Annotated in this window: 14 protein-coding genes; 11 read left to right on the top strand and 3 right to left on the bottom strand. The window is 33.5% G+C overall.

Translation table 11 applies throughout. The features are described 5' to 3' along the window. Nucleotides 1-4 precede the first annotated feature (4 nt). Nucleotides 5-430 carry a nucleoside-diphosphate kinase gene (gene ndk, locus J3U56_RS02790; protein ID WP_267366619.1) on the top strand — a complete coding sequence of 142 codons (426 nt, stop codon included), beginning with the start codon at nucleotides 5-7 and terminating at the stop codon, nucleotides 428-430. A gap of 245 nt (nucleotides 431-675) precedes the next feature. Here ndk and J3U56_RS02785 read toward each other — a convergent pair whose 3' ends face one another. The 3 genes from J3U56_RS02785 to dtnK are packed head-to-tail and all read right to left on the bottom strand — an operon-like array spanning nucleotide 676 to nucleotide 3,736. Continuing rightward, entirely contained in the window at nucleotides 676-1,437 is a 762-nt protein-coding gene (locus tag J3U56_RS02785; RefSeq protein ID WP_267343832.1) for a DeoR/GlpR family DNA-binding transcription regulator, read from the bottom strand. Nucleotides 1,438-1,459: 22 nt separating this feature from the next. Beyond that, nucleotides 1,460-2,443 carry a 4-hydroxythreonine-4-phosphate dehydrogenase PdxA gene (pdxA, locus tag J3U56_RS02780; protein WP_267366617.1) on the bottom strand — a complete coding sequence of 328 codons (984 nt, stop codon included), beginning with the start codon at nucleotides 2,441-2,443 and terminating at the stop codon, nucleotides 1,460-1,462. 12 nt (nucleotides 2,444-2,455) lie between these two features. Continuing rightward, nucleotides 2,456-3,736 (bottom strand): D-threonate kinase, encoded by a 1,281-nt coding sequence (gene dtnK / locus J3U56_RS02775; RefSeq protein WP_267343834.1) that lies wholly within the window; start codon nucleotides 3,734-3,736, stop codon nucleotides 2,456-2,458. Between the two features lie 225 nt (nucleotides 3,737-3,961). Between dtnK and J3U56_RS02770 the strand changes: the two genes are divergently transcribed. The 10 genes from J3U56_RS02770 (at nucleotide 3,962) to eptA (ending at nucleotide 14,181) form a co-directional block, all read left to right on the top strand. After that, complete coding sequence (locus J3U56_RS02770; protein WP_267343835.1) at nucleotides 3,962-5,098, top strand: iron-containing alcohol dehydrogenase; 1,137 nt, start codon at nucleotides 3,962-3,964, stop codon at nucleotides 5,096-5,098. Between the two features lie 27 nt (nucleotides 5,099-5,125). Then, the gene (locus J3U56_RS02765) at nucleotides 5,126-6,004 is read left to right on the top strand and encodes a dihydrodipicolinate synthase family protein (protein ID WP_267343836.1); all 879 of its coding nucleotides are present in this window, start codon (nucleotides 5,126-5,128) and stop codon (nucleotides 6,002-6,004) included. A 43-nt stretch (nucleotides 6,005-6,047) separates the two neighbouring features. Beyond that, a complete protein-coding gene (locus J3U56_RS02760; RefSeq protein WP_267343837.1) occupies nucleotides 6,048-7,451 on the top strand; it encodes a sodium:solute symporter family protein in 1,404 nt (467 codons plus the stop codon). Between the two features lie 12 nt (nucleotides 7,452-7,463). Further along, a complete protein-coding gene (locus J3U56_RS02755) occupies nucleotides 7,464-8,660 on the top strand; it encodes a sialidase family protein (RefSeq protein WP_267343838.1) in 1,197 nt (398 codons plus the stop codon). Between the two features lie 53 nt (nucleotides 8,661-8,713). Further along, a complete protein-coding gene (locus J3U56_RS02750; protein ID WP_267343839.1) occupies nucleotides 8,714-9,178 on the top strand; it encodes a YhcH/YjgK/YiaL family protein in 465 nt (154 codons plus the stop codon). A 216-nt stretch (nucleotides 9,179-9,394) separates the two neighbouring features. After that, nucleotides 9,395-10,228: an ABC transporter substrate-binding protein gene (locus J3U56_RS02745; protein ID WP_416379559.1), complete on the top strand. Its 834-nt coding sequence runs from the start codon at nucleotides 9,395-9,397 to the stop codon at nucleotides 10,226-10,228. A gap of 3 nt (nucleotides 10,229-10,231) precedes the next feature. Further along, nucleotides 10,232-10,960, top strand: coding sequence for an amino acid ABC transporter permease (locus tag J3U56_RS02740; RefSeq protein WP_267366615.1), 729 nt, complete (start codon nucleotides 10,232-10,234; stop codon nucleotides 10,958-10,960). A gap of 2 nt (nucleotides 10,961-10,962) precedes the next feature. Continuing rightward, the gene (locus tag J3U56_RS02735; protein ID WP_267333094.1) at nucleotides 10,963-11,646 is read left to right on the top strand and encodes an amino acid ABC transporter permease; all 684 of its coding nucleotides are present in this window, start codon (nucleotides 10,963-10,965) and stop codon (nucleotides 11,644-11,646) included. Between the two features lie 222 nt (nucleotides 11,647-11,868). After that, on the top strand, nucleotides 11,869-12,408 hold the full coding sequence (locus J3U56_RS02730; protein WP_267343841.1) for a phosphatase PAP2 family protein: 540 nt from the start codon (nucleotides 11,869-11,871) through the stop codon (nucleotides 12,406-12,408). A 108-nt stretch (nucleotides 12,409-12,516) separates the two neighbouring features. Beyond that, entirely contained in the window at nucleotides 12,517-14,181 is a 1,665-nt protein-coding gene (gene eptA / locus J3U56_RS02725; protein WP_267366613.1) for a phosphoethanolamine transferase EptA, read from the top strand. Nucleotides 14,182-14,183: the final 2 nt, after the last annotated feature.

Raw genomic sequence — 14,183 nt, 5'->3', positions numbered from 1 at the left:
ACTTATGGCTATAGAACGAACTTTATCAATTATCAAGCCAAATGCAGTTCGTAAACAGATAATTGGTGAGATTGAAACGCGTATATCACAAGCAAAATTGAAGATTATTGCATTAAAAATGTTGAAATTAACACAAGAACAAGCGGCGGGCTTTTATGCTGAACATCAAGGTAAACCGTTTTTTGACAATTTAGTAAAATTTATGACATCTGGTGCAATTGTTGTGCAAGTACTTGAAGGTGAAAATGCAATTCAACGCTATCGTGAATTGATGGGGCCAACTGATTTATCTAAAGCGGCTGCGGGCACGTTGCGAGCAGATTTTGCTGACAGTGTGACTGAAAATGCAGTACATGGTTCGGATTCAGCGGCATCAGCCGAAAGAGAGATTGCTTACTTTTTTGTCGAAAATGAAATAATAGGAAGCTAAAGCAGTTTATAAAATGAAGATGTTATGTGAGTTAGCAACAACATATTGTGCAACCAGACATCTAAAAATATTTTTGATTAATCATCTACACTATACGTCACCTTTCAATTTACATGAAAGATAAGTTTAATAAAATATATATAATTAATGCCGGCGCAAATATAGTAAATAGGGGATAATTTTTTACTGAAGCTAATACTACAAATAAAGTTTTTTCATTGGTGATCTTTTATTAGTGGAATAGACTATTTTGCAATATGTAATTTAAATGTTTGATTTTTAAGAGCTTGTACGGATTCTATATCAAGATGATTATCAGTAATAATGTCAGTAAAGCGGTTTAGTGGTATAGACGTAAATAAAGAGTAAGAATTATATTTACTACTATCTGCAGCAAGAACAACTTTATCTGCTTTTTCAGCAAAGCTGGCTTTAATTAGTGCTTTATCTTCAGTTGGTGCTGTTACACCTTTACTTAGGCTCCAAGAGTTACAACTAACAAAGGATATATCAGGATTAATTTGTAATAACAAGGAGCGACCATGTTCACCGATGCAAGATTGGCTACTGTCATCAATTTTGCCACCAATTATTGTGACTTCAATTTGTTTAAATTCAGACAAAAATAGCGCAATATGTAAGTCAGATGTAATGACCCTAACTGGCATTTGCGTAATTCTTTTTGCTATTTCTAATGTCGTTGTTCCGGCATCAAGAGCGATTGAGTCACCAGGTTTTATTAGCTTTGCAGCTACATCTGCTATAAGTTGTTTTTCGTTAAAATTTTTATGGATTTTTTCAAAAGTAGTTGGTTGACTAGGAATAAAACGGTTTAGTGTTACGCCCCCATGTGTTCGACTAATGACACCTTGTTGATCTAATTTGATTAAATCGCGTCGAATAGTAGCAGGAGAGGCTTCAGTTGCGATAACTAACTCTTCGACTGTCACCAGATTATGAATTTTTAAGTAGTCCATGATTTGCTCAAGTCGATTGTATTTTCCCACTGAAAATTTCTCCTTCTATTTTTTACTTAGATAACAGTTCCGCTAATCGAATCGATTCTATCATACTATCTGGTTTTGCAACACCTTGCCAAGCAATATCATAGGCGGTTCCGTGGTCAGCGGATGTGCGAATGAACGGTAAACCAGCGGCAATATTTACACCATCATAAAATCCTAATAACTTAAGTGGAATATGACCTTGATCGTGATACATGGCAACGACCATATCAAATTTGCCTTGATGTGCTTGTAAAAATACGGTATCTGGAGCACAGGGGCCAATGGCATCAATTCCACATTGACGCATTTTTTCGATAGCGGGCGTAACAATTTTAATCTCTTCATCACCAAATAAACCATGCTCACCAGCATGAGGATTAACGCCTGCAACGGCAATTTTAGGGTGTTTAATCCCAATTTTTGTAAGGAAATCATTAGCAATTTTAATGACTTTTTCAATACGTTCACTACTTAAGGTATCTAAAAATTTACGTAATGAAATATGAGTTGTGACATGGATGACTTTAAGTGAATCGGTGTAAAGCACCATTGCTACATCTTTGCTATCGGTTAATTTTGCTAATAATTCGGTGTGTCCTGGATACATATGCCCAGCAGAATGTAAGGCCTCTTTATTAAGTGGTGCAGTCGCAATACTTGATACTTCACCATTCAAAGCAAGTTCTGTCGCCTTTTTTACGCAACGATAAGCCAAATCACCAGCTTGGGGTTGAATGATTCCAGGTTTTAAAGTATCAATATCGTCCAATTTAATATCAATAACATTAATAATATTAGGTTGAAAAATTGCATTACTAACCTGTTCAATTACATTAATTTTTACATTAGTAAATAATCCCATTTTTAATTGTTTTTTTAGGACATCCGCAGAACCGACTACAACAGAATGTATATTTTTAATTACTTCTGATTGTAAAGCTTTTACAATAATTTCTGGTCCAATACCAGCTGGATCGCCCATTGTTATCGCTACGATCTTTGACATCGTATTTCTCCTTTAAATAAATTCTAATGTTCTTAAAAATATATCGTTCGAACCAAAGCCTCCAGCTTTGGTAAATACTCGATATGACAAAAGCTTGTTACTGATTAATTGACCATAAGGTACACCTAGGCTTACTTGCCCTTCAATTCTAAAGCCTATTGCCCCTAAAGACTTGGCTACAGCTATAGCCACATCGCCGCCAGTCAAAAATAGATTTTCAAACTGTAGTTGCTTGACTAATAGACCTAAAGATTGACAAATTTGTTCACCAAGTTGTTCTCGAGTTAAGTTATATTCTTGACAATAATCTTCAACTTTATAACGTTCAGCGATATTAGAACTGGTTCTGACTATGCAATGTTTTTGACAATCTAGTTGTGATTGAATCTCTTTGGCCAATTGGGATAATTTAGATAGTGATATATTGGATAATAAATCTGCAACATTAATATCAAAAATTATCAGATTATCTTTATGTTTAGCTGTATAGTTTATTTGTTGTTGTGTTTTTTCACTCATTGACCCCGCTATGACTAACAATGGATGAGTGCTGCTTTTTAGTTTAGTTGACCTTTTTTCATGATGATGTATAGGCAAAAAATCAATCAGCCCAGCCGATCCAACTAATAAAAGCTTATCTTGTAATGGTAAAATTTGTTCAACAATATGTTGTAAATCATCATTTGTTTCAGCATCAATAACGATTATTTTTTTTTCGTTATTGATCGCATTTTCAATATGTTGTTTTAAAACACCACTTCTTACTTTGTCTAAATAGATCTCGTCACATGAGTGATTGGTTTGTTGTTCAATACAAGCTTTTATGTTTGATGAGTAAATAGGCGTTTTAGGATCACTTGCAAATTCGGTTTTAACTAACTCGATTCCATTTATGTAACAATTGCCATTTATTGTCGTACGATTCATATTGGGAAATGCGGGTATAACCAGTGCAACTTTATTTTTAATATTATCCAGTAGTGCGGCTATTTCAGTACCAATATTTCCCCGTAAAGTAGAATCAATTTTTTTATAAATCTGTTTTAAATTAGGATTATTTGTTATAACAGTTTGTATTCTTTTTTTTGCTTCTTCATTTGATACGGCTCGACTTTCAGTATTCACGACCATAACTTCGTGATTGTCGTTTTTAATTTCTTGAATACCATATTTTTTCGATAAGTTGGCTTTTTCCCAATCGAAAACTACATTAACTACTAATCCTTTATTTACTAATTGTACACCTGCGTCGTTAGAACCAGTGAAGTCATCAGCAATAATTAATTTAATCATTAAGATCCCTTGATCATAAATAATTCCTTTTATTCTGTTGATTATACATATTCTTGATTAAAAATAATAGTCAATATGATTAAAAAAAATCAAAATAATCATAATGTGATCTTTGTCATATTTTTTTACATTTTTCTTGCTCATAATTCAAACATAAATTAATATTTAATGATTAAATTAGATCAATTTGATTTATAGTTTTCATTTTTTTTGGTGGGGATAATTATGCATATAAATAGCACAATTCTTAGTGGGCAAGGAGTTTTAAAAGATCTCTATTTTTTATTGAAAGATCGTAAACATGTTCTGTTTATAACAGATCAAAATATTATTAATTTATCCGTAACAAAAGAACTTATCAAAAAAGTGCAAGAAAATGTTGCTTTAGTAACCATAGTTGATGATATCCCACCAGAACCAAGTCATCATGATGTCACTAATTTATTAAATAAAATGAAAGTTTCTAATGCAGATCTTGTAATTGGTGTCGGTGGTGGAAGTGTACTTGATGTGGCTAAATTGATTTCTGTTTTATGTATCAAAGATTCAAACATTACACTTGAACAGTTATTAGATGGGCAAAAACCAACTAGGCGTTGTACTTCTATATTGATTCCCACTACAGCTGGAACAGGTTCGGAAGCAACTCCTAATGCTATTTTAGCTATTCCAGAAAAAGATACAAAACAAGGGATAATTTCTCCTGTTATGTTACCTGATTATGTCTGTTTAGTACCTGAATTAACAACGTCAATGCCAAATCATATTGCTGCCTCAACAGGTATAGATGCATTATGCCATCTAATAGAGTGCTTTACAGCCAATATTTCTAATCCTATAGGTGACAATTATGCCTTAATCGGTATGCAAAAATTATTTAATTCTCTCGAAAAATCAGTTAATGATAAAACCAATATAGAAACAAAACTGAATATGTTATGGGCGTCTTATTATGGTGGAGCTGCGATTGCTCATGCAGGTACTCATTTAGTTCATGCAATGTCTTACCCACTTGGCGGTAAATACCATATTCCTCATGGTGTTGCTAATGCCATTTTACTTGTTCCTTGTATGGAATTTGTTCGTGATGCAGTAGTTGATAAATTCGCTCAAGCTTATGATCTTTTACCTGATGCCGTTCTAACCTTAACAGCAGAAGAAAAATCACATGCTTTAGTTAACTACTTTAGAGAACTAGTAAAACGCTTAGCATTGCCTTGCAAATTACAGGAACTCAATATCTCATCAGACGATCTACATTATCTAGTTGATGCAGCTCTTGATGTGAAACGTTTAATGAATAACGTACCAAAGCAAGTTTCCAAACAAGATGTATTAGCTATTTATCGATCGCTTTTATAAAAAACTTGGTTAGCAGGAGTAAATATAATGAGAAAAAAAATAGAAGGAATTTTAACCGCTATTGTTACCACCTTTGATGACAATGGTGATTTTTGTCCAAAACGGATGCGTAAACAAGTCCAACGTCAACTAACAAATGGAAACAGTGTTTTTTGCAATGGTACTAATGGTGAGTTTTTTGTATTAAGTACTCAAGAAAAAATTAAAGTGACTGAAGTTTGTGTTGATGAAGTAGCAGGGAGATCGCCTGTTATGGCTCATATTGGAGAAATCTCGACACGTGAAACAATCAAATTAGGTAAAGAGATTGAGAAATTAGGCGTTGATGCGGTATCAGTCATAGCACCTTATTTTATACCCGTTAAACAAGAGGAGCTAATTTATCACTATACGGCTATTGCTGACGCTCTTACTGTTCCAGTCTTTTTATACAATATCCCCGCAAGAACCGGTAACACAATTCAACCAGAAACCGCTGCCAAACTAGCTGAACATCCTAATATTTTAGGGATTAAAGATAGTGCAGGTAGTGCAGAAAGCTTACAAGCATTCCTAGATGTCGCTAATAAAATTGATGGTTTTGATGTATTAACAGGGCCAGATTCGCTTATTTATCAGGGTTTTATTGGTGGTGCAGTTGGATCAATTTCAGGGTTAGCAAATGTTGCACCAGGTTATATTAATGCCATCTGGAAAAATTTTAAAAAAGGTGATCTGGCTAAATCTAAAGCAGCTCAAGATGCGGTTGGGGATTTAAGAAAAAATTTGTATGCAACAGTATTTTCACCAGCAGCTGTTAAGAAAGCATTAACTTTAATGGGCGAAGATGTTGGTGTAAGTCGTTATCCAATTTTGTTCACGGGTGAACATATAGCCACAATTAAAAATATTATTAAAGAATTATAACAAATACTTAGTTTGTAATTATATTAAACATGAAAGGTGATTTATGCATTATTTTGGAACGATTGACACGATAATAATAATTAGTATTGTAGTTCTTTATATTTTAGCTACCTCATGGATGACTTATTTTTTAAGAAGTAAAAATAATAGTGACTTTATGGAAGGTTCTCGAGCTGTACCTGCAATTGTCGTTGGTATTTTATTGATGACTGAGTATATTGGTGCGAAGTCAACTATAGGTACGGCTCAGTCCGCGTTTGATAATGGTATTGCAGCATCATGGTCAGTTATAGGTGCAGCAATAGGTTTTCCTCTATTTGGTTTGATATTAGTTAAAAAAATTTATAACACAGGGGAAATTACAATTTCTGGTGCTATCGCTCAAAAATATGGTAATTCAACTAAGAATCTAATTTCGCTTATAATGATTTACGCATTAATACTGGTAAATGTCGGAAATTATATTAGTGGTGCAGCAGCTATTTCTACTGTACTTCAAATTTCTTTACCCGTTGCCGCCTTTATTACTGCTGTGGTGAGTACATTTTATTTCGCTTTTGGTGGCTTGAAAGGTGTTGCTTATGTAACAATTATTCATAGCGCAGTTAAGTATTTTGGTGTGTTATTTATTTTAGGAACAGCGCTTTATCTTACTGGTGGTTTTGGTCCTATGATTGAACAAATGCCGCCTCATTATTGGACTTGGGATGGTTCAATCGGTGCTAGTACGATTTTTGCCTGGTTAATCGGTACTATAGGCTCAATATTCTGTACGCAATTTGTTATTCAAGCTATATCATCAACTAAAGATGCAAGATCAGCTAAAAGAGCTTGTTGGTATGCTTTCTTTTTCTGCTTACCAATTGCGATAGCAATAGCTGTTATTGGTGTTTGTGCAAAATTCCTACATCCTGACATTAAAAGTTTATATGCACTACCTGTATTTATTCAAGATATGAACCCTTTCATGGCAGGCATTATTACTACATCATTAGTTGCTTCAATTTTTATCAGTGTTAGTACAGTGGCATTAGCAATAGCTTCTTTAATTGTTAAAGATTTCTATGTTCCTTACTGTAAACCAACAGCAGAAAAAGAATTTAAAGCAACAAAAATTATTTCGGTTATTGTTGGTTTTGCTCCATTATTACTTGTACTTGCTTTTCCTGAAGTTTTGAAATTATCATTCTTCACAAGAGCAATTCGTTTATCAATTACCATTGTAGCAATGATAGCCTTCTATCTACCATTTTTAAATAGTACACGAGCTGCAAATATGGCTTTAGTTGGTGCTGCAATTATAACGTCTCTTTGGTTCTACTGCGGTGACCCATTTGGTATTAATAACATGTATGTAGCATTAATTTCACCGGCATTAATTATGTTATTAGACAAAGTGCTAATCAGTCCTTTTGTAAAAACTAAAGTTAAAGCGGATAATTTATAAGGAGATAAAGGAATGACAAAAGTAACATTAGATTGTTCGGGCCGATTATGTAAAAATACTGATGATTCACAACGTGTTGATGCATATTTGCCGACCGAATGTGTGCAAAATCATGCAGCAAATTTGTTGCAATTGCCAAATGGTGATCTACTTTGCACATGGTTTGGTGGAACACAAGAAGGGATTCCTGACATTTCTGCATATTATTCTAGATTAAAAAAAGGGAGTGATACATGGACAAAAGCAGTTAAACTTTCGGACGATCCAACACGATCTGAACAAAACCCATTATTCTTTTTAGATCCCGATAATGTTTTATGGATTTTATATACTGCGCAAATTTCAGGAAACCAAGATACTGCGATTGTCCGTTATCGAAAATCACTAGATTATGGAGAAACCTGGGGGCCGATTGAAACATTATTGGAAGACCCCAATAAAGGTATTTTTATTCGCCAGCCTATTACAGTTATGCCAAACGGGGATTGGTTATTGCCAGTTTTTTACTGTATTGCAAAACCGGGTGAAAAGTGGGTTGGAAGTTATGACACTAGCGGTGTGATGATTTCTAAAGATAAAGGTAAAACATGGTCAAATATTGATGTCCCTGAAAGTCTAGGCTGTGTGCATATGAATATCTTAATGCTAAAAGATAACTCTTTGTATGCTATTTTTCGTAGTCGCTGGGCTGATCATATTTATGAAAGTAGATCAACAGATGGTGGTTATACGTGGACCAATCCTGTTGCTACCATATTACCTAATAATAATTCATCAATTCAAGCCACAGTATTAGATAATGGTCATATTGCCCTAGTATTTAATAACTCAAGTGCCAAAGATGCCAAAGAAAGGCGTGTATCTCTTTATGATGAAATAGAAGATGAAAGCAGTGCACATAAAGAAGAAGCAAAAATTCTTGATGGACAAAAAAATGCTTTCTGGGGTGCTCCTCGAGCGCCTATGTCGTTAGCAATTTCCACTGATAATGGTAAAACATGGCCCTATATTCGAAATTTGGATGAAGGTGATGGTTACTGTATGTCAAATAATTCTAAAGACAATCTTAATCGAGAGTTTTCATATCCAAGTATCAAACAAGGCTTAGATGGTAAGTTACACATCGCCTATACCTATTTTAGAATGGCAATTAAATATGTTTTGGTTGAAGAAGATTGGGTTAAGTCCACTATTGATAATAAGTCCTAGCAAATTTAAAGGGCTTAAATTTTAAAAGGTAAACTGGCAAAGGGAGATTGAAAATGATTGCTGGTAATACAAAATTTCTACATTTAGCAACACTACCTAAGTCGTTATATAGTATTTTAGCTCGACCAGAAGCTAGCTTTGAATATCTAAAGACTTTACCTGATGGTAGATATCAACTAAAAGGAGAAGAGTGGTTTTATAATATCGGTGATTCTTATACTTCACCTGAGCAAGAGCGACATACAGAGTTTCATAAGCTATTTTTAGATATTCAAATGATCTTAGAAGGTGAAGAAATCATTCGTTACAGTTTGATTGATTCTAGTAATGAACCTTGCTATGAGAAAAAGCCTGATTTGTATATTTTGGAAAATCCTAAGATAAATAATGCTATTTATTTAACTGAAGGAGATTTTGTTACTTTTGCACCTGGTGAGGCCCATCAGGCTTTGTGTATGATTAATGTTCCCCAAAAAGTACGAAAAGTTGTATTTAAAGTTCCTGCAAATATTCTTTAAATTCTTTACAAAAACATCCTACAAAAAAGTCAAAACAAGTTCAGTTAATGAACTTGTTTTTTTGTGATAAACTTTTACCTATTTATCAATGTTTACAATTCTTATTTATATTCAATATAACTATTAGTTATAACCATGTAAAAATTTATTATTTAGTTACCTAAGTTATTTGCTGTTAGACTTTAGTTGTACTTAACTCTATCCTTATTTGGGGAAATCAAGATGAAATTTTTAACTAAAACGCTAACAGTAGTAGCATTAATTGGTAGTTTATTAGGAACGAATTCTGCTTTTGCGGATCGTTTGGATGATATTGAAAAACGCGGTGAAATTAAAATAGCCGTATTTGATAGCAATCCGCCGTTTGGCTTTATTGATGAAAAAACGAATAAAATTGCAGGGCTTGATGTTGATTATGCTAATGAAATTGCTAAAGCATTGAATGTAAAAGTTGATCTTGTTCCAACTAATCCGGCTAACCGTATTCCCTTACTAACCTCACAAAAAGCCGATCTGATTGTAGCAAACTTTACGGTTACTGATGAACGCGCTAAAACAGTCGATTTTAGTTTACCTTACTTTGCTACCGGGCAAAAATTTATTGCCAAAAAAGGGTTATTAAAATCGCCTGATGATTTAAAAAATTTACGCATTGGTGCTGATAAAGGTACGGTAATGGAAATTACTTTACGTGAAAAGTATCCAACAGCTAAAGTAATCTCCTATGACGATACGCCTTTTGCTTTTACTGCATTGCGTAATGGTGTGGTACAAGCTATTACTCAAGATGATGCTAAATTAATTGGGTTACTTGCTAATGTGCCTGACGAACAACGCGCCGCATTTGAAATTTCGCCATTTAGTATTACCCAAGAGTATCAAGCTGTTGGTATTCCAAAAGGGGAAACCCGTTTGAAAGAAAAGGTTGACCAAATACTATTAAAACTTGAAAATGATGGTGAAGCGTTAACGATTTATAATCGTTGGTTTGGACCAGAAACCAAATCAGCTATGCCGCGCGGTGATTTTAAAATAGGTCAAGGTTTATAATTTATGTTTGAGCAGTTACTAGAACCACGTTACTTATGGTGGTTATGGGATGGTTTTTTAGTCACTATCGCTATTTCGGTTTTAACAATCATTTTATCTACTGTATTGGGTTTTTTGCTAGTTATTGCTCAACAAAGTCATATCAAATTTATCAAAGGCGTTGTAGTTAGCTATAACGCCATTTTTCGTTATTCGCCATTATTGCCTCAACTGTTTTTTTGGTACTTTGGCATTGGAAGTTTATTACCTGCTGAATTTAAAATGTGGTTATTTGATGAACCACAGATTAATTTATTTTTGTTCACTTTAAAAATGCCGTCATTTGAATTTATTATTGGTTTGATTGCTTTAACATTTTATTCTAGTGCGTTTATTTCTGAAGAATTTCGAGCAGGAATATCTGGGGTGAGTAAAGGGCAACAGCAGGCATCATCGGCACTCGGGTTGACTTGGTGGCAAAGTATGCGTTTTATTATTCTGCCGCAAAGTTTTCGTATCGCATTCCCACCATTAATTGGTCAATATATGAATATTATCAAAAATTCATCCCTGACCATGGCCATTGGCGTCTTAGAGTTGTCTTACGTTTCTCGACAAGTAGAAACTGAATCGCTTAAAACTTTTCAGGATTTTGCCATTGCAACGTTTTTATATATTTTAGCTATAGTGATTGTAGGTACGCTCGGCAATATTTATCAGGCAAAACGACTGCAATTTGGTAACAAGGTTTAGTTATGGAACTTAAAGGTTTAGCACTTATTTGGAATAACCTGGATTATTTAATGTGGGGAAACTTTCCTGGCGGCATTTTCTTGACACTATTAATGAGCATTGCCGCTATCTTTTTTTCCACACTTTTGGGGATTTTAGCTGGGGTAGGCTTAACGGTGGCCAAAGGTATATGTCGCTATATATTAATTAGTTTATTGGGTTTTTTAAGAGCTATTCCTGTGATTATGCTAATTTTTTGGACTTACTTTTTATTACCTATATTGCTTGATATTGATGTGCCAGCTATAGCTACAGTGATATTCGCGTTATCCTTAATTGGCGCGGCTTATATTGGTCATTCAGTTTATGCGGGTATGATTGCGATTGCCAAAGAACAGTGGCAAGCAGCCTATTCGTTAGGTTTGACTAAAAGACAAGTTATTATTTTTATTATTTTGCCGCAAGCACTAAAAATGATGTTGCCATCTTTCGTTAATCAATGGGTTTCACTCATTAAAGATACCTCTTTAGCTTATATTGTTGGTGTGGCTGAATTTACTTTTGTTGCAACACAAATCAACAATCGTAGTATGGTTTATCCAACCGAGATATTTTTATTTGTCATTGTCGTTTATTTTATTATTTGCTGGTTGTTGGATTTTTCTTTATCTATGCTATCAAAAAGTCGATTATTTCGTATTCACTGATCATTATTGTTGAACCGCCAAACTAACCATAATTTCTGATTATGTTAAGTTTGGTAAAATCATTATCCCTTTATCAAATATAGCCTTATTCCACTTTACTTGGGCGTATCAAACCGAAATGGAATTTATATTTGAAATTTATTGCATTAAGGTTGTATTAAGATTTATTGATTAAATTAGTTCACATTATAAATAATATTGGTTTTTTTTATGTGGAACAATGTGAATACTCAACTTTTTTTACTCATTAATGCATCAGAACAAGCTTCAAAAACATTTGTCTATTTTGCTGTTTTTTGTGCAAATTATTTAGTTTATTTGCCTGTCATTGTTTTAGGCATTTATTGGTTTTTACAGCCTTCTTGTCGACAATTAATTATTAAAATTGCCATTGGTTTAGCTTTGGCATTATTGGTCACGTTTATTCTTCGCCATCTCTTTTATTCACCGCGTCCTTTTGCACAAAATATAGGGACCAATTATTTATATCACGATAAAACAAGTTCATTTCCTAGCCAACATGCGGTTTTTGTTTGGACTATTTGTTTAGTCATTTGCTTAAATTACGGTGCTAAATTAAAAAAACTTCTAATGCTATTTACTGTTGTGGCTATTTTAGTCTGTTGGAGCCGAGTCTACTTAGGTGTCCATTGGCCATTAGACATAGTGGGGGGCTTTATAGTGAGTTTAATTTCAGCTTATGTAATACAAAAATTATGGCCGATTATTTATAAATTACTATCAATGATTTTTATTCGCTGATCAGTATTTTAATTAAATAAACATCATTCATTTTTACATATTCATTAACGCTGATAGCTAAACACGAACTTCCTTTAGGGATAGGTATAAATGTAGTATAGGTTTTTTATGAAAAGAATAATTCAAATGCTTTTAACTCGTCCTATATCACTGCGTACGCTCATTGTGTCAGTTGCAGTATATCAAGCGACAATTTTGAATATCAGTTTTTACAAACAAGTTTTAATCAAATTATCTTTAGATTCTATTGAAAATATTGCCTTTTTTATATCCATGCCTGTTGTTGTTTTTTGTGTGATTTTTATCCTGCTCACTCTGCTATTAAATCAATGGTTAGTTAAAATAGTAGCAAGTAGTTTAGTCATAATCGGTTCAGCACTCTCTTATTTTATGCTCAGATTTGGCATTATGATTGATCGCAGTATGTTGCAAAATACGTTAGAGACGAGTTTTACTGAATCGGCATCGTTGATAACCTTTGAATTAATAAACTGTATTTTACTGTTAGGGATTTTACCCAGTATTGTCATTATACTTGTTAAAATTAAACCAAGAACGATAGGATTATATTTTTTATTTAAGCATGTCATGATTGTATTATTAGCACTGTTATTGGTTGGGCTTATTGCGCTTATTTTTTATAAAAATTATGCTACGTTTATGCGTAATAATAGCAAAATAATCAAATATCTACTCCCATCCAATTATATTGGTGCACTATACGGACAATATCAATTTGAACAAAATAAAAATCGCCCTTTTTTAACAATCGGTGATGATGCTCATCGGCAAGTCGTTAATAGTGATAGTGAAGCTATTAAAACAGTTGTTGTGTTAATAGTTGGCGAAACAGCGCGTAGTGAAAATTTTGCACTAAATGGTTATGGTAAAAACACAACGCCTTTGTTAAGCAAACGTGATGATGTTATCTCGTTTCAAAATACAACGTCGTGTGGTACCTATACTGCTTTTTCTATCCCTTGTATGTTTTCGAATATGTCACGTAAAAATTACGATGAAGCTTTAGCTTTACGTCAAGAAAATATACTCGATATTTTAAACAAACAAGGTATAAATGTAATTTGGTTGGATAATAATACTGGTTGTAAAGGTGTTTGTAACAGGATTGAAAATGAAAATATAACTAAAAAGTATCTAAATAGCGGTAGCAAACTTTGCCAAGATGGGGCGTGTTATGATGAAGTGCTTGTCAATGAGTTAGCCACAAAGCTGCAACATCTTGATAAAGATTCCTTAATTGTTTTACATCCTTTAGGTAGTCATGGTCCAAATTACTATCAACGTTATCCTGAACAATTTAGAACATTTACACCAACATGTGATACTAATCAGATAACTAATTGTGACTTAGGCAGTTTAGTGAATACTTACGATAATACGATTGTGTATACTGATTATATTATCAATCAAACAATTGAACTTTTACAACGTAAGCAAAATAAATATAACACGATGCTGATCTATTTATCCGATCATGGCGAATCGTTGGGTGAAAATGGTCTATATTTACACAGTTTTCCTTATTCAATTGCGCCAACACAACAAACTAAAATTCCATTTATTTTGTGGATTTCAAAGCATTTAGCAAACTTAAATCATATCAATACAGCATGTATACAAAATCATGCAAAACAGGACCTTTTATCGCATGATAATTTGTTTCATTTATTATTAGGCATTTTTGCTATTCAGACTAAAGAGTATAATCAATCACTCGATAGCTTAAATTCTTGTAAAAATGCTCGTGGATAGGT

This window comes from Gilliamella sp. B2824 (assembly GCF_026536245.1).
Taxonomy (GTDB): domain Bacteria; phylum Pseudomonadota; class Gammaproteobacteria; order Enterobacterales; family Orbaceae; genus Gilliamella.
The sequence above is the reverse complement of the archived record's forward strand: the minus strand, read 5'-3'. Positions and strand labels throughout refer to the sequence as shown.